Annotated in this window: 17 protein-coding genes; 10 read left to right on the top strand and 7 right to left on the bottom strand. The window is 64.1% G+C overall.

The genetic code is table 11. From position 1 onward, the window contains the following. Nucleotides 1-45: 45 nt before the first annotated feature. Entirely contained in the window at nucleotides 46-2,751 is a 2,706-nt protein-coding gene (gene acnA, locus DXH78_RS06320) for an aconitate hydratase AcnA (protein ID WP_115516258.1), read from the bottom strand. A 276-nt stretch (nucleotides 2,752-3,027) separates the two neighbouring features. Here acnA and ccmA point away from each other — a divergent pair, with 276 nt between their 5' ends. The 6 genes from ccmA (at nucleotide 3,028) to DXH78_RS06290 (ending at nucleotide 7,124) form a co-directional block, all read left to right on the top strand. Then, complete coding sequence (ccmA, locus tag DXH78_RS06315; protein ID WP_115517750.1) at nucleotides 3,028-3,636, top strand: heme ABC exporter ATP-binding protein CcmA; 609 nt, start codon at nucleotides 3,028-3,030, stop codon at nucleotides 3,634-3,636. Beyond that, complete coding sequence (gene ccmB / locus DXH78_RS06310) at nucleotides 3,633-4,301, top strand: heme exporter protein CcmB (RefSeq protein ID WP_115516257.1); 669 nt, start codon at nucleotides 3,633-3,635, stop codon at nucleotides 4,299-4,301. Before ccmA ends, ccmB begins: the two co-directional genes overlap by 4 nt. A gap of 78 nt (nucleotides 4,302-4,379) precedes the next feature. Continuing rightward, nucleotides 4,380-5,105: a heme ABC transporter permease gene (locus DXH78_RS06305; protein ID WP_115516256.1), complete on the top strand. Its 726-nt coding sequence runs from the start codon at nucleotides 4,380-4,382 to the stop codon at nucleotides 5,103-5,105. A gap of 58 nt (nucleotides 5,106-5,163) precedes the next feature. Next, complete coding sequence (gene ccmD, locus DXH78_RS06300; RefSeq protein WP_347337759.1) at nucleotides 5,164-5,340, top strand: heme exporter protein CcmD; 177 nt, start codon at nucleotides 5,164-5,166, stop codon at nucleotides 5,338-5,340. After that, nucleotides 5,337-5,933 (top strand): DsbE family thiol:disulfide interchange protein, encoded by a 597-nt coding sequence (locus DXH78_RS06295; protein WP_115516254.1) that lies wholly within the window; start codon nucleotides 5,337-5,339, stop codon nucleotides 5,931-5,933. Before ccmD ends, DXH78_RS06295 begins: the two co-directional genes overlap by 4 nt. A 96-nt stretch (nucleotides 5,934-6,029) precedes the next feature. Further along, nucleotides 6,030-7,124, top strand: a complete 1,095-nt coding sequence (locus tag DXH78_RS06290) for an acyltransferase family protein (protein ID WP_168192720.1) — start codon at nucleotides 6,030-6,032, stop codon at nucleotides 7,122-7,124. Nucleotides 7,125-7,131: 7 nt separating this feature from the next. Here DXH78_RS06290 and DXH78_RS06285 read toward each other — a convergent pair whose 3' ends face one another. Together DXH78_RS06285 and ftsY are read right to left on the bottom strand one after the other, a co-directional pair. Next, nucleotides 7,132-7,698, bottom strand: a complete 567-nt coding sequence (locus tag DXH78_RS06285; RefSeq protein ID WP_115516252.1) for a septation protein A — start codon at nucleotides 7,696-7,698, stop codon at nucleotides 7,132-7,134. A gap of 156 nt (nucleotides 7,699-7,854) precedes the next feature. Continuing rightward, on the bottom strand, nucleotides 7,855-8,787 hold the full coding sequence (gene ftsY / locus DXH78_RS06280; RefSeq protein ID WP_210209515.1) for a signal recognition particle-docking protein FtsY: 933 nt from the start codon (nucleotides 8,785-8,787) through the stop codon (nucleotides 7,855-7,857). Nucleotides 8,788-8,847: 60 nt separating this feature from the next. Between ftsY and DXH78_RS06275 the strand changes: the two genes are divergently transcribed. Continuing rightward, the gene (locus DXH78_RS06275) at nucleotides 8,848-9,612 is read left to right on the top strand and encodes an RluA family pseudouridine synthase (RefSeq protein ID WP_210209514.1); all 765 of its coding nucleotides are present in this window, start codon (nucleotides 8,848-8,850) and stop codon (nucleotides 9,610-9,612) included. Between the two features lie 17 nt (nucleotides 9,613-9,629). On the opposite strand, the gene DXH78_RS06270 is transcribed toward DXH78_RS06275, so the two are convergent. The 4 genes from DXH78_RS06270 to dapF are packed head-to-tail and all read right to left on the bottom strand — an operon-like array spanning nucleotide 9,630 to nucleotide 12,775. After that, nucleotides 9,630-10,253, bottom strand: a complete 624-nt coding sequence (locus tag DXH78_RS06270) for a pyridoxamine 5'-phosphate oxidase family protein (RefSeq protein WP_115516249.1) — start codon at nucleotides 10,251-10,253, stop codon at nucleotides 9,630-9,632. Nucleotides 10,254-10,311: 58 nt separating this feature from the next. Further along, nucleotides 10,312-10,668, bottom strand: coding sequence for a hypothetical protein (locus DXH78_RS06265; RefSeq protein ID WP_147292579.1), 357 nt, complete (start codon nucleotides 10,666-10,668; stop codon nucleotides 10,312-10,314). 11 nt (nucleotides 10,669-10,679) lie between these two features. Continuing rightward, entirely contained in the window at nucleotides 10,680-11,900 is a 1,221-nt protein-coding gene (mtaB, locus tag DXH78_RS06260) for a tRNA (N(6)-L-threonylcarbamoyladenosine(37)-C(2))-methylthiotransferase MtaB (protein WP_115516247.1), read from the bottom strand. Then, the gene (gene dapF / locus DXH78_RS06255) at nucleotides 11,897-12,775 is read right to left on the bottom strand and encodes a diaminopimelate epimerase (RefSeq protein ID WP_115516246.1); all 879 of its coding nucleotides are present in this window, start codon (nucleotides 12,773-12,775) and stop codon (nucleotides 11,897-11,899) included. The genes mtaB and dapF overlap by 4 nt, the downstream gene beginning before the upstream one ends. A gap of 141 nt (nucleotides 12,776-12,916) precedes the next feature. On the opposite strand from dapF, the gene DXH78_RS06250 reads away from it, so the two are divergent. From DXH78_RS06250 to ffh, 3 genes are all read left to right on the top strand, one after another. Then, entirely contained in the window at nucleotides 12,917-13,543 is a 627-nt protein-coding gene (locus tag DXH78_RS06250; protein WP_115516245.1) for a GyrI-like domain-containing protein, read from the top strand. Beyond that, entirely contained in the window at nucleotides 13,543-14,244 is a 702-nt protein-coding gene (locus DXH78_RS06245; RefSeq protein WP_115516244.1) for an SIMPL domain-containing protein, read from the top strand. The genes DXH78_RS06250 and DXH78_RS06245 overlap by 1 nt, the downstream gene beginning before the upstream one ends. Before the next feature lie 331 nt (nucleotides 14,245-14,575). Then, on the top strand, nucleotides 14,576-16,135 hold the full coding sequence (ffh, locus tag DXH78_RS06240) for a signal recognition particle protein (RefSeq protein ID WP_115516243.1): 1,560 nt from the start codon (nucleotides 14,576-14,578) through the stop codon (nucleotides 16,133-16,135). Nucleotides 16,136-16,182: the final 47 nt, after the last annotated feature.

Here is a 16,182-nt window from a genome sequence, read left to right as displayed (position 1 = left end):
TCGCAGTGAGGGCGGGTGAGACTCCGGTCCGGAACCGGCGAAGCGTCAGGCGGCGAGCTGACGCAGCACGTATTGCAGAATGCCGCCGCTGCGGAAGTATTCCAGTTCGTCGAGGGTATCGATGCGGCAGATCAGCGGCACCTTCTTCACGGTGCCGTCGGCCATCGTGATCTCGGCGGTGAGCTTCTGCCGGGGCTTGAGGTCGCCCTCGAGGCCGCGGATCGTGACCAGTTCGTCGCCCTTGAGACCGAGCGACTGCCACGAGGTGCCTTCCTCGAAGTTGAGCGGCATCACGCCCATGCCGACGAGGTTCGAGCGATGGATGCGCTCAAACGATTGCGTGATCACGGCGCGGATGCCGAGCAGCACCGAACCCTTGGCAGCCCAGTCGCGCGACGAGCCGGTGCCGTATTCCTTGCCGGCGAAGACGACGAGCGGAACCTTCTCGGCCTTGTACTTCATGGCCGCGTCGTAAATCGTCATCTTTTCCTTGTCGGGATAGTGAACCGTCACGCCGCCTTCGACGCCCGGCACCATCTGGTTCTTGATGCGAATGTTGCCGAAAGTGCCGCGCATCATCACCTGATGATTGCCGCGCCGCGTGCCGTACTGATTGAAGTCGATCGGGCGCACCTGATGATCGCGCAGATAGGTGCCCGCCGGGCTCGACTCCTTGATCGAACCGGCCGGCGAAATGTGGTCGGTAGTGATGGAGTCGAGGAACAGGCCAAGCACACGCGCACCGACGATGTCGTCGATCGGCACTTCCTTGCGCTGCATACCTTCGAAGTAAGGCGGGTTCTGCACATAGGTCGAGCGATCGTCCCAGCCATACGTGAGACCGCCCTTGACCGCGATCTTGCGCCAGTTGGCATCGCCCTTGAACACGTCGGCGTATTTCGCCGAGAAGATCTTCTTCGTCACGTACTTGGAGACGAACTTGGCGATCTCCTTGTTGGTCGGCCAGATGTCCTTGAGATAGATCGGCTTGCCCTTCTTGTCCGTGCCGAGCGGATCCTTGGTGAGATCGACATACATCGAGCCCGCCAGCGCATAGGCAACGACCAGCGGCGGCGACGCCAGATAGTTGGCGCGCACATCCGGATTAACGCGGCCTTCGAAGTTACGGTTACCCGAGAGCACCGCGGCCGAGACCAGATCGTTCTTGTTGATCGACTCGGAAATTTCTTCCGGCAGCGGGCCCGAATTGCCGATGCAGGTGGTGCAGCCGAAGCCGACAAGGTTGAAGCCGACCTTGTCGAGATCCTTCTGCAGCCCCGATTTGGCGAGATATTCGGCGACGACCTGCGAGCCCGGCGCCAGCGACGTCTTCACCCAGGGCTTGGACTTGAGGCCCAAAGCCGCCGCCTTGCGGGCGAGCAGACCGGCGCCGATCATGACGCTCGGGTTCGAGGTGTTGGTGCAGGAGGTGATGGCGGCGATGACGACGTCACCATGACCGAGATCATGCTTGCGGCCTTCGACCGGCGCGCGCTTCTTCAGCTCGGCGGCCTTGTTGTATTCCTTCTCCATTGCCGTGGTGAAACCGGCGACGACGTCAGGCAGCGCAATGCGATCCTGCGGGCGCTTCGGGCCCGACAGCGACGGCTGCACGGTGGCAAGGTCGAGCGTGAGGATGTCGGTGAACACCGGATCCGGCGTGCGCGCGGTGCGATACATGCCCTGCGCCTTGGCGTAAGCGGCGGCGAGCTTGACCACGTCGGCCGGACGGCCGGTGTCCTTGAGGAACTGGATGGCGTCGTCATCGACCGGCGAGTAGCCGCAGGTCGCGCCATATTCCGGCGCCATGTTGGCGAGCGTCGCGCGATCGGCGACCGGCAGATGCTGCAGGCCCGGGCCGAAGAACTCGACGAACTTGCCGACGACGCCGCGCTTGCGCAGCATCTGCGTCACGGTGAGCACGAGGTCGGTAGCGGTGAGGCCCTCTTTCAGCTTGCCGACCAGCTTGAAGCCGATCACTTCCGGCAGCGTCATCGACAAGGGCTGGCCGAGCATCGCTGCTTCCGCCTCGATGCCGCCAACGCCCCAGCCGAGCACGGCAACGCCGTTGACCATGGTGGTATGCGAGTCGGTGCCGACCAACGTGTCCGGATAGGCGACGTTCATCTCGGCGGTCTTCTTGCCGATCGTAACCTTGTCTTTCTTGGTCCAGACGACACGCGACAGATATTCGAGATTGACCTGGTGGCAGATGCCGGTGCCGGGCGGCACGACGCGGAAATTGTCGAACGAACGCTGCGCCCACTTCAGGAAGGTGTAGCGCTCCTGATTCTGGCGATACTCTTCATCGACGTTCTTCTTGAAGGCCTTGCTGTCGCCGAAGAAGTTGACGTTGACCGAGTGGTCGATGACGAGATCGACGGGGATCAGCGGGTTGATCTTCTTCGGGTCGCCGCCGAAGTTCACCATGGCGTCGCGCATGGCGGCGAGATCGACCACCGCGGGGACGCCGGTGAAGTCCTGCATCAGCACGCGCGCCGGGCGGAAGGCGAATTCATGCGTGGATGTCTTGGTCTTCATCCACTCGGCGACGGCCTTGATGTCTTCCTTGGTGACGGTCGTGCCGTCCTCGTTGCGCAGCAGATTCTCGAGCAGCACCTTCATTGAGAAGGGCAGCCGCGAGATGCCTTTCAGGCCGTTCTTCTCCGCCACCGGGAGGCTGTAATAGGCGTAAGTCTTGCTGCCGACCTTGAGGGTCTTGGCGCATTTGAAGCTGTCGAGAGAGGTCATGATTGTGTTTCCATTCCCGGCGAGGGGACGACGATCCGGACGGGGCGCCCTTGGCACTAAGCCATTGGCCTGAAAGAAGTATTCACCCAGCTTGAACTCGGCTACGCACTTTTACGATAGCGCAGCGCCGTATCGGCTGGCTTATAAGGTCTTTTCACGCCAGATGCCATAATGGCTGGGATCATTCCAGAGTAAGAAGGTAGCAATTTTGCTGAGGCTGTTGTTCCGGACCGTCACAAGCAACCGCACGCGCGAGGTTCGATGAACAGCGACCGGATGCAGCTCCTCTGCGAGAGCCTGGCCTGTGAGCGCGGCGGACGGCGGGTTTTCGCCGACATGAATTTCACGGTATCGGCCGGCGAGGCCCTGGTCGTGACCGGGCGCAACGGCGCTGGCAAATCGTCTCTGCTGCGGGTGATCGCCGGCTTACTGCGCGCGGCGGAGGGCAAGATCGAGCTGACCGGCGGCATAGAGGAATCCAGCCTGCCCGAGCAGGCGCATTACCTGGGTCATCTCGACGCGGCCAAGCCTTCGCTGACGGTCCGCGAGAACCTGACATTCTGGACGAACTTCCTCGGCGCGCCGGACGAGGCTGCGACCGACGCCGCGCTCGATGCCGTCGAGCTCGGCAGCCTCGCCGACCTGCCGGCCGCCTATCTGTCCGCCGGGCAGAAGCGGCGGCTATCGATCGCGCGTCTGCTCGCCGTAAAGCGGCCGCTGTGGCTGCTCGACGAGCCGACCTCGGCCCTTGATGCGCCGTCACAGGGCCGCCTCGCCCAGTTCATGCGCGAGCATCTGGCCGGCGGCGGCATGATCGTCGCCGCGACCCATGGCCCGATCGGGTTAGACGCCCCGCGCGAACTGAAGATGGGGGTGACGGCATGACCGCCTTCACCGCCATCATCCTCCGCGACATGCGGCTGTCCGTACGCGTGGGCGGCGGCGCGCTGATGGGCGCCCTGTTCTACTTTGTCGTCGTCTCGATGATCCCCTTCGCCATCGGCCCCGACCTCAATCTGCTGGCGCGGATCGGCCCGGCGGTGCTGTGGATCGGCGCGTTGCTCTCGACCCTGCTGGCGCTCGACCGGTTGTTTGCCGCCGATCACGACGACGGCTCGCTCGATCTTCTGACCATGAGCGGCTTGCCGCTGGAGCTGACTGTCGCCGCCAAGGCCATCGCGCACTGGCTGACCACCGCCTTGCCGCTGGTCGTCATCACGCCGGTGCTCGGCCTGATGCTCAATGTCGAATTCACCGCAATGGGCTATGTGGCGCTGACCTTGCTCGCCGGCACGCCGTCGCTCACCTTCATCGGCCTCATTGGCGCGGCATTGTCCGTGACCTTGCGGCGCGGCGGCCTGCTGATGGCGATCCTGGTGCTGCCACTCACGGTGCCGGTGCTGATTTTCGGCGTCGCCGCCGCCAATGCTGCCATCGTCGGGCCGGCCCCCTTCGGGCCTCCTTTCACCATTTTGTGCGCGCTGTCTTTGGCCACGCTGGTGCTCGGCCCGCTGGCGGCCGCTGCGGCGCTGCGACAGGGGCAGGAGTGACGATGAGTAACGAAGACCTGACCGCAGCGTTGACCCACCTCATTGCCCGCCCGTCCCGCGCTGGCTAGATATCCGCCCATGGCCCTGATCGACCTCGCCAATCCGACCCGCTTCCTCGCCCTGGCAAACCGCGTGCTGCCGTGGCTGGCGCTCGTGACCGTGGCCGTGTTCGCCTACGGGCTCTACCGCGTCGCCTATGCGCCGGACGACTACCAACAAGGCGCGACCGTCAAGATCATGTTCCTGCATGTGCCGTCGGCCTGGCTCGCCATGATGGGCTGGGGCCTGATGACGGTTGCCGCGCTGGGCACGCTGGTGTGGCGGCATCCGCTCGCCGATGTCGCCGTGAAAGCGGCGGCGCCGGTCGGCGCGGCCTTCACCTTCATCTGCCTGGTGACCGGTTCGCTGTGGGGCCGGCCGATGTGGGGCACCTACTGGGTTTGGGACGCGCGGCTGACCTCGGTGCTGGTGCTGTTCCTTCTGTATCTCGGCATGCTGGCCTTGTACTGGACAGCCGACGATCCGAACCGCGCCTCACGCGCGGCTGCCATTCTCGCGCTGGTCGGCGCCGTGAATATTCCGATCATCAAATTCTCGGTCGACTGGTGGAACACACTGCATCAGCCGGCCTCGGTCGTGCGCATGGACGGCCCGGCCATCGATCCGTCGATCCTGGTGCCGCTGCTGACGATGGCGCTGGCCTTCACGCTGCTGTTCTTCACGCTGCATATAGCCGCGATGCGCAACGAGATCCTGCGCCGCCGCGTCCGCAGCATGCGCATGATGCAGGCGGCAAGCGCATGACCCGGGAAAGTGTGAAGCGATTGTCCGACAAGGTCATGCGCAAAGGAAAAAGCGCGTGATGGCGACTCTCGGACCTCATGCCGGTTTCATCCTCGTCGCTTACATCGCGACGGCGATCGTGATCGTCGGGCTGATCGGGTGGATCGCGCGCGACTACGCCGTGCAACGGCGCATTCTCGGCGATCTGGAAAGCCGCGGCATCAAGCGTCGCTCGCAACGCGAGGATCAGGCATGAGCCCCGCCGAACACACGACTGAGACCACGCCGCGCCGGCGCAGCCTGGTGCTGGCGCTGCCGCTGATCATTTTCGCCGCCATCGCGGCCCTGTTCTATTTCGGGCTGATCGCCGGCGATCCGTCGAAGCTGCCATCGGCGCTGATCGGCAAACAAGTGCCGCCGACCGACCTGCCGCCGCTCGAGGCGCTGGCCATCAACGGCAAGCCGGTGCCGGGTCTCAAAGACGACATGCTCAAGGGCCACGTGACTTTGGTGAATGTCTGGGCGTCGTGGTGCGTGCCGTGCCACGACGAGGCGCCGCTGCTCGACGCGCTCGCCAAGGACAAGCGCTTCAACATTGTCGGCATCAACTACAAGGACGTCGCCGACAATGCGCGGCGCTTCCTCAACCGCTACGGCAATCCCTTCACCGCGGTCGGCGTGGACGAGAAGGGCCGCGCCTCGATCGACTGGGGCGTCTATGGCGTGCCGGAAACCTTCCTGATCGGCCGCGACGGCCGCATCGCCTACAAGCTGGTCGGACCGATCACGCCGCAGAATATCGAGGCCGTGCTGAAACCGCAGATCGAGAAAGCGCTGCAGCAGCCGTAACCGCAGCGCCATTCACGCTGCGCCGTAACCAAACGTTAGAGCCGGCGGTGATACCCCTGCGCCACGCCAGTCCCGTGGGCAGGAAGGATTAACCTTTTGCGCTCGACCAGCGGCCAGCACTTCTCCCGGCTCGACCACTTGCGCGCCCTCGCCGCCTATCTGGTCTTCGTCTGGCATTTCCTGCACATGACGCCGGAATTTCCGGTGCCCTATGCCAGTCAGCCGATCTTCCCGCTGGCGCTGTTCGACGAGGGCCACACCGGCGTCGCCTTGTTCATGACGTTGTCCGGCTATCTGTTCGCCAAGCTGGTCGGCCCGCACGACATCGACTTTCCGCGCTTCCTGTGGAACCGCGCGATGCGGCTGGCGCCACTGCTGATCGTGTGCCTCACCGCCTGGACCGTCATCGGCCAGCTGACCGGCAAGCCGATCCCGACAAGCGATCTCGTCTACGGCTTCCTGCTGCCGACCTGGCCCTATGGCGCCTGGTCGGTCGCGATCGAGCTGCACTTCTACCTCATGTTTCCACTGCTGCTGTTGCTGACGCGCCGCCAGGGCCCCGGCGCGCTGATGCTGGTGGTCGCCGGCGCACTGGCGCTGTGCATCAACTGGTGGATCACCTTCGGCGAAGCGCAGCACATCGCGTACTGGACCATCTTCGGCCGTATCGACCAGTTCGTGTTCGGCATGATCTTCGCGTTTGCGACCCTATCCGGCACCTTGCGCCGGCCGGCGCTCAACGCCATCGCCGCGATCTCGATGCTGTCGTTCCTGATCATCTGGACGCAATTCGACGCCATGGGCGGCTTCCATAACCGCACCGGCGCGCCCTCACCGCATCCGATCTGGATTGTCATCCCGACGATCGAGGCCATCACCTTCGGCGCCTTGATCGCCTGGTATGACGGCGCGACCTTCCGCATTCCCGCCGCCCTCGATCGCGTACTGACGCGAATCGGCGAGTGGTCGTACTCGATCTATTTGCTGCACTTCTTCCCGATTGTCGCCCTGCGCCACACATTCTGGGGCCGCAGCGGCAGCGCCGACGACTTCTATGTCGCCTGGCTCATCGCGACACTGGCCTTCATCGCCTTCCTGCCGGTGGCGGCGATGTCCTACACCTTGCTCGAGAAGCGCTTTCTTGCCTTCCGCAAACCCTATTTGCGCGACCGCGCCGCCGTGACCGCCTGAGCCGGCGTTACGGCTTGCGTTCCGGCGCGGCGTATTTGTTCAGCAGCGGCACCTGCGCAATGCCGAACAGCAGCGTCAGCGGCACGAAGCCGAACAGCTTGAAATTGACCCAGAAGTCCGTCGTCTGCGTGCGCCACACCGCCTCGTTGAGCACAGCAAGAAAGACGAAGAACAGCATCCAGCGCCAGGTCAGCTTGCGCCAGCCTTCGTCGGTAATGTGGAACACCGAGTCGAAGACCATGTTGAGCAACGGCTTGTTGAAAACGATGCCGAACAGCAAGGCGCCGGCGAACAGCAGATAGATGATGGTCGGCTTGAGCTTGATGAACACATCGTCGTGCAGCACCAAGGTCAGCCCGCCGAACACCAATACCACCACGGCCGTGACGACCGGCATCACCGCGATATGCCTGGTCAGCACATAGGACACGACAAGCGCGATCAGCACCGCGACCATGAAGCTGCCGGTGGCATAGTAAATGCCAAGCCGCGAGTTCATGAAGAAGAACAGGATCAGCGGCCCGATATCGAGCGCCAGCTTGAGCATGGGGTTGAGTTGTTTCTTGTCGGCCATCTTTTCGTTCCAAGCGCTTGTCGTTAAACCCTCATCCCGAGGAGCGCTCCAAAGGAGCGATTCTCGAAGAATGAGCCTCATGGTTCGCGAGCCCATCGCAGCCAAGTTTACGCAGGCTGCGCCTGCCAATGGGCGCTCCTCACCATGAGGATTCTGTCAATCCTCGATCCCCACCACCGCACGGGCAAAATCGCGCGCAGTGAATTCACTTAGATCATCGACACCTTCGCCGACACCGATGAAATGCACGGGCAGCTTGAACTTCTCGGCGATCGCCACAAGGATGCCGCCGCGCGCAGTGCCGTCGAGCTTGGTCATCACAAGGCCGGTGACGCCCGCGGTCTTGCCGAAGATTTCGACCTGACTCAATGCGTTTTGCCCGACGGTGGCGTCGAGCACCAGCAGCACGGCATGCGGTGCGGCGGGCTCGACCTTGCGGATCACGCGCACGATCTTTTCCAGTTCGCTCATCAGCTCGGCGCGATTCTGCAGACGCCCCGCGGTGTCGATGAGCACGACGTCGGTGCCGTCGGCCTTCGCGGCCGTCACGGCTTCGAAGGCGAGGCTCGCCGGATCGGAGCCGGGCGTGCGGGCCATCACGCTGGCGCCGGTGCGCTCGGCCCAGATCTTCAATTGATCGATGGCGGCGGCGCGGAACGTGTCGGCCGCGACCAGCATCACCTTCTTGCCCTGGGCGCGGAAGCGCGCGGACATCTTGCCGATGGTGGTGGTCTTGCCGGAGCCGTTGACCCCGGAGACGAGGATCACGAAAGGCTGCACCGTGACCTCGATCGGCTTCGCCACCGGCGCCATGACCTTTTCGATCTCGCCGGCGAGCAGCGCACGCAGTTCCTCCGGAGCAATGCCTTTCTCATAGCGACCGCCGCCGAGCGTCTCGGTAATGCGCGCCGCAAAGCCGATGCCGAGATCGGCACGGATCAGCTCATTCTCCAGATCGTCGAGCGTGGCGGCATCGAGCTTGCGCTTGGTGACGAGATCGCCGATCGCGGTTCCCAGCGACGCCGACGTGCGCTTGAGCCCGCCGCTCAGGCGCTTCCACCAGCTCTGCTTTTCCGTCGTCTCGTTCATTGCCAGTTCCCAGGGAGCCGCGCCCCTGATACCCGTTTCGGCGGCCATTGGTAAGAAATTATGTCCCCTGACGAGATGCTCGCCCGCCTGCTCTACCGCGACGGCATGATGCTGGTTGTCGACAAACCGGCCGGCCTGTCCGTGCATCGTGGGCCGAAGGGCGGCAACAGCCTCGAAGACTATTTCGGCGTGCTGCGTTTCGGCCTGCCGCGCGATCCGGCGCTGGCGCACCGCCTCGATAAGGATACCTCGGGCTGCCTGGTGCTGGGGCGCCATCGCAAGGCGCTCGCCCTGCTCGGCAAGCTGTTCAAACAGGGCAAGGTCGGCAAGACCTACTGGGCCGTGGTCGAAGGCGGCCCGGCCGAAGACGAAGGCCGTATCGACATGGCGCTGTCCGAAATCGACAAAGGCCGGGGCTGGTGGATGAAGCCCGACGCGGCCGGCAAGCCGGCGTCATCGACGTGGAAGGTGATGGGGCGCGGCCAAGGCAAGGACGGTGTCGCGATGACCTGGCTGGCGCTGGAGCCGCTGACCGGCCGCACGCATCAACTGCGCGTGCATTCCGCCGAGATGGGCTTTCCGATTGTCGGCGACCCCATATACGGCACAGCGCCGCGCACCGGCGGCACGCCGCTGCATCTGCATTCGCGCGCCATCACCGTACCGATCTCGAAGAACAAGCCGGCGGTCACCGTCGAAGCGCCGGTGCCGGAGCATATGCGCGAGCTGCTGGCGGCGTGCGGCTGGAGCGGCGAAACCGCGGCCAAATTCGTTCCTTCCCGCGAAGGCGGAACGCCAGAGGCACCGGCCGCGCAAGCGGAATAGTTCAAAGGTGTTTTTGCTCAGTACAGAGACGCCTTGACGCGCGCGGGCAGCGCGAGGTCATAGGCTTCGCCGCCGTGTTGTCCGGCGCTCACTTCTGCAATCATGCTGCCGGTTGACGGCAGGCTCTTGCGATCCACCTTGCTCGCCTCATCCCACAGTTTCGAGCGCACGATGGCGCGCGAGCAATGGAAGAAAACCGTATCGACATGAACGACCATGACGCTGCGCGGCAGCTTGCCGTCGACGGCGAAGCCCTGCATCAAGTCCGGCTCAATCGAAATTGAAGCCCGTCCATTGACGCGCAAGGTCTCGCCGACCCCTGGGATCATGAAAAGCAACGCGACATGCGAATTACGGATGATGTTGCGGTACCCGTCGATCCGGTTGTTGCCGGGACGGTCGGGGATCGCCAAGGTCTTGTCGTCAAGAATGCGGACAAAGCCCGGCGCGTCGCCTTTGGGCGAACAATCGAACCCCAGTTCGCCGCCAGTGGCGATGGCCACGAAAGGCGAGACTTCAATCATCCTGCGATAGGCTGGAGCGATCCTGTCGATTTCCTTGACGACGGAAGCGCCGTGGGGCTTTCCGTAAATGGCCTCGAGTTGTTCGATGGTCGTGATGAGATGTTCAGTCGCGCTCATTGTTCTTCGCTCCGAAAGCCGTCGGCAAATTGCCGGCCCGTACACCCGGCGGACACGATCAGCCGGCGCAGCGCTGATAGCTCAAAGTTTCCCAGCTCGCCGCGTCGATATGCATCAGCAAATCCGGCCGCTGTTCAGTCTTGTCGAGCACGATCAGAATGCCCTCGCCCTCGCAAGTCAGCTTGAGCCGATGCGCAGCATTGCCGGAGCGGGATAGCCGGCGTGACGACACCACGCGACAGGTGCTGGCGTAATACTCCAATTGCCTGGTGCTGAAGCTGGCCTTGAGATCGTCATTGCTGCCGTCGCGACAGGCGTCCGGGCCTTCGACTGCCCATTGCCCGACATAAGGCGGCGCGGCCTGCCCCATCGCGCCGCCTGCGGCAGCGGCCACCATCCATGCAGCGACCGCCACCCGTTTCATCATCACGCCGCCAGCAATTGCCGGCCGTCATGGCCGGCGACGGTGAGATCGAGGAACAGCCCCGGCGCGAGCGGCGCATTGAGGCGCATAGCGGTGAACTGCTCGGTGCGGCCGATGCCGCCACGCTCGGTCAGTACGCGATGCGTGGCACCGACCTGCGCATCGAGATGCGTGCGCAAGGCCGCTTCGCCTTTGTTGCGCAGACGCTGCGCGCGTTCCTTGATCAGCGTGCGGTCGAGTTGAGGCATGCGCGCTGCCGGCGTGCCGGGCCGCGGCGAGAACGGAAATACATGAAGCTGCGTCAGGCCGCACTCCTCGACCAGATCGAGCGAACGCTGAAACATCTCTTCGCTCTCGGTCGGGAAACCGGCGATGACGTCGGCGCCGAACACGACATCGGGCCGCAGCCGGCGCACCTCGTTACAGAACGCGATGGCATCGGCGCGCAAGTGCCGGCGCTTCATGCGCTTGAGGATCATGTCGTCGCCGGCCTGCAGCGACAGATGCAGATGCGGCATCAGCCGCCGTTCATTGGCGAGCGCATCGAGCAGATCGGCGTCGGCCTCAACCGAATCAATCGAAGAGAGGCGCAACCGGGCAATCTCCGGCACGTCGCGCAGCAGCCGCTTTACCAGCGCGCCGAGCTTGAGTTCACCATCGCGATAGCTGGTGATGTCGACGCCGGTCAGCACGATCTCGCGATAGCCGTTGGCGACGAGCCGCCGCGCCTGGGCGATCGCATCATTGATGGACAGCGAGCGCGAATTGCCGCGCCCGAACGGGATGATGCAGAAAGTGCAGCGATGATCGCAGCCATTCTGCACCTGCACGAAAGCACGGGTGTGGCCGTCGATGTGATCGACACCATGCGCCTTGATGCCTTGCGCCACCATGATATCGCCGACCGCCACACGCGAATTGCCGCGCCAGGCATCGGCACTCAACTTTTCCTCGTTGCCAAGCACACGATAGACTTCGGGCATGGCAGCAAACGGCGCGGCATCAGCTTGCGCCGCGCAACCGGTGACGATGATCTTTGCGTCGGGCTTCTCGCGTCTGACGCGGCGGATGCTCTGCCGCGCCTGACGTACCGCTTCCGATGTCACGGCGCAGGTGTTGAATACAACGGCGTCGGTGACACCGGCGGCTGCGGCCTCGCGCCTGATGACTTCGGATTCGGCGATGTTCAGCCGGCAACCGAAGGTAAGGACGTCGACGCTCACGACGCCTTCTCGAACAGCTTCGGATCGAATCTGCCCTCGAATTCGAATGCCACCGGCCCGGTCATCAGCACATGATCGTCGCTGGTGCGCCATTCGATGACAAGCTCGCCGCCCGGCAAGGTCATATGCACCTTGCGCTCGGTGCGCTTGAGACGCGCCGCCGCCACCGCGGTGGCGCAGGCGGCCGAGCCGCAGGCGCGTGTCAGGCCGGCGCCGCGCTCCCAGGTACGCATGACGATGTGCTCGCGATCGACGATATGCGCCAGCGTGATATTGGCGCGGTCGGGAAAGATCGGATGGTTCTCCAGCAGCGGCCCAAACTTCCCAAGATCGTAGGCGTAGGGATCGTCGACCCAGAAGATCGCGTGCGGATTACCCATGTTGACGACCGACGGCGAATGCAGGATCGGCGCATCAATCGGACCGATCTGCAGTTCGATGATCCGCGTGTCGCGGAATTCCTCGGCCAGCGGAATCTCGTTCCAGGCAAAGCGCGGCTTGCCCATGTCGATGGTGAACTGGCCGTTGTCGTTCTTCCAGGCATTGAGAATGCCGGCACCGGTTTCGAAGACCAGCTTGGACTTGCCATTCGCATCCGAGACAAGCGTGGCGACACAGCGCATGCCATTGCCGCAGGCACCGGCTTCGGAGCCGTCATTGTTGTAGATGCGGATGAAGGCGTCGGTACCGGGCGTGCGCGGCGGATAGAGCGCCATTAATTGGTCATAAGGTGCACCCGCAGGCGACGCGGCAGCACGCGCCTCATCCGCGGCGATGGGCGCGGCACGCGGCGTGTCGGCGCGCAGATCGACAACGACGATCTCGTTGCCGATGCCGTTCATCTTCACGAAGGCCTTGTTGGAAAGTGCGCCCATGATCCGCCAGCGGTTTTGGAAAACCCGGGGCCCTGCCCGGGTTTCGCCCGGTTTATATGGCCAAAGATCGCCCCATTGGCTAGGGGCCGTGATAGGATCGCTTTGTCAAAGCGAATCGCCGACAAGGACGGAGACCGCACGATGTCTGGAGCGCGGAGCCTGCGCCTTGCCCTGGTAGCGGCAGTCTGGCTAGCAACGGGCCCACTTGCGCTGGCGCAAGGCACCTCCGCGCCCAAGTCCGGACCGACCCCGGCGGCGCCGATGCCGGATATCAAGCCGCACGCGCCGCTGCCGGCCCAGCCGGGCGACGCCTTCGGCGAGGAGGTGCAGCTTCCAGACCGCAACTTTGTTTACATCAAGGGCCACACCAACTGGGACACGGCCTTCGACACGCTGATCGACGCCTTCAAATCGCTGAACGATTACCTCACCAAGCAGAACATCAAGCCGGCCGGGCCGTATCTCACGATCTATACCGAGACCGACGACACCGGCTTCTCGTTCCAGGCCGGCGTCATCATCGCGCAGCCGCTCGCCAATCCGCCGAAGGGCGATATCGCCTCGGGCAAGGCGCCGGCCGGCAAGGCGCTGAAATTCGTCCATCGCGGCTCCTACGATTCGATGGACACGACCTATGAGGCGATCACCAACTACCTCGATGACCGTAACCTCGAAGCGCAGGATCTGTTCATCGAGGAATTCACATCGGATCCGGCCAAGAGCGATCCGAATTCTCTGATCATCAATGTCTACGTGCCGGTGAAATAATGAAACCGCTGTTCCGCCTTCCCCTGAGCCTCGCGATCGCCGCTGGCGCCATGATGGTGCCGCTGCTGGCGCCGATGGCGGCCCGCGCCGCCGATCGCACGATCACTGTCACCGGCGAGGCCACCGTCGCCGTCGCGCCCGACAACGCCAATATCCGCCTCGGCGTCACCAGCCAGGGCAAGAATGCGCGGGAAGCGAGCGAGGCCAATGCCCGGCAGATGACCAATGTGCTGGCGGCCATCAAGGAGGCCGGCGTCGCCGACCGCGACGTGCAGACCTCGCGCCTGTCGTTGCAGCCGCAATACGAACAGGGCAAGGCCGGCCCGGCCCGGCTGCTCGGCTTCCAGGTCACCAACCAGATCGCCATCCGCATCCGCGAGATCGACAAATTCCCCGGCATTCTCGACCGCGCCATCGCCGCCGGCGCCAACGAGATGTCCGGCATCGAATTCGTCGTGTCCGAACAGTCGAAATTGCTCGATCAGGCGCGCGACGACGCCGTCGCCGATGCGCGCCGCAAGGCCGAGCTTTACGCCAAGGCCGCGGGCGTCAAACTCGGCGCCGTCACGTCGATCGCCGAGGAAGGCTCCAACCCGCCGCGGCCGGTGGTGCAGGCCATGCGCGCCTCCGCCGTGCCGGTGGCGCCCGGCGAGCAGATGCTGCGCGCCGCCATTTCCGTGACCTTTGAACTGGCGCCTTAATTTTTATTAATTGAAACAACGACTTAAAGAGGAGTCGCGGCCTGCCTTCGGGACCCCGCAGGCCCCAGACTTGCCTTGACTTGCCCCCCTCCGGTCCCTAGTTTCCGGCCGTTCTCGCTAAGAGACTGACTTTTCGACCCGCCGCCCGGTCCCGTGAGGCCGGAGGCCACCGCCCGACAGCGCGATGCGCCCTCGGGCGTCGTTTTGTTTTTTCGGCCTCATCCTGAGGAGCCCGCCGAAGGCGGGCGTCTCGAAGGATGAGCCACAACGGAGGGACCTCGCCCTTCGAGACGCGTCGCTCGCGCGACGCTCCTCCGGACGAGGTTGAGCAATGTTCGACTCACTGTCGGAAAAACTTGGCGGCATTCTCGACCGCCTCACCCGCCGTGGCGCGCTGTCGGAAGCCGACGTCGACGCCGCGATGCGTGAGGTGCGCCGGGCGCTGCTCGAGGCCGACGTGGCGCTCGATGTCGCGCGCGAGTTCGTCGACAATGTGCGCAAGCAGGCGATCGGCGCCACGGTCGTAAAATCCGTCACGCCCGGCCAGATGGTCGTCAAGATCGTCCACGACCAACTGGTCGCCACGCTGGGCGGCGACGCGCAAAATTCTGGTAATGCCATCGATCTGCACGCCGCGCCGCCGGTCGCGATCATGATGGTCGGCCTGCAGGGCTCGGGCAAAACCACGACCACCGCCAAGCTGGCGAAGCGCCTCACCGAGCGTCAGAAGAAAAAAGTTCTGATGGCCTCGCTCGACGTGCGCCGTCCGGCCGCGATGGAGCAATTGGCCGTACTCGGCCGCGAAACCGGCATCGACACGTTGCCCGTGGTCGCCGGCCAGCAGCCGCCACAGATTGCCCGGCGCGCGCTCGATGCCGGCCGTCTCGGCGGCTACGACGTCGTGCTGCTCGATACCGCCGGCCGCACCACGCTCGACGACGAGATGATGAACGAGGCGGCCGAGGTGAAGCGCTCGGCCAATCCGCATGAAGTACTGCTCGTTGCCGACTCGCTGACCGGCCAGGACGCCGTCAATCTCGCGCGGTCGTTCAACGAGCGCGTCGGCCTCACCGGCATCGTGCTGACCCGCGTCGACGGCGACGGCCGCGGCGGCGCCGCACTCTCCATGCGCGCGGTGACGCAGAAGCCGATCAAGCTGATCGGCACCGGCGAAAAGATGGATGCGCTGGAGGAGTTCGATCCCGCGCGCATCGCCGGCCGCATTCTCGGCATGGGCGACATCGTCTCGCTCGTTGAAAAAGCCGCGGCGAATATCGACGCCGAAAAGGCGGCGCGCACCGCCGAGAAAATGCGCAAGGGTCAGTTCGACCTCAACGACATGCGCGACCAGCTTCAGCAGATGATGTCGATGGGCGGCCTCGGCGGCCTGATGGGCATGATGCCCGGCATCGCCAAGATGAAGAGCCAGATCGCCGCCGCCGGCATGGACGACAAGTTGCTCAAGCGCCAGGTCGCGATCATCGAATCGATGACGCCGCAGGAGCGGCGCAATCCGGATTTGCTCAAGAACAGCCGCAAGAAGCGCATCGCCGCGGGCTCGGGCACCTCGCCGGAGCAGATCAACAAGCTGCTGAAAATGCACCGCGGCATGGCCGACATGATGAAGGCCATGGGCAAAGGCAACAAGCGCGGCCCGATGGCCGGCCTCGGCCAGATGCTCGGCCTTGGCGGCGGCGCCGCGCCGTCGCCGGAGCAACTTGCCGAGATCGCCAAGAACATGCCGGGCGGCCAGTTGCCCCCGGGCTTGCCAGGTGGCGGAGGTTTGCCACCGACAATGCCGAAATTGCCGCCGAACATGCCGGGCCTTCCCGGTCTCGGCGGGAAATTCCCCGGCCCCGGCGGATTGCCGGGCTTCGGGAAAAAGAAATAACCGACTTCAACACATCAACGATCGAGATACCTGAAAGGAAAACCGAA

The sequence above is a fragment of the Undibacter mobilis genome (genome assembly GCF_003367195.1).
Taxonomy (GTDB): domain Bacteria; phylum Pseudomonadota; class Alphaproteobacteria; order Rhizobiales; family Xanthobacteraceae; genus Pseudolabrys; species Pseudolabrys mobilis.
The sequence above is the reverse complement of the archived record's forward strand: the minus strand, read 5'-3'. Positions and strand labels throughout refer to the sequence as shown.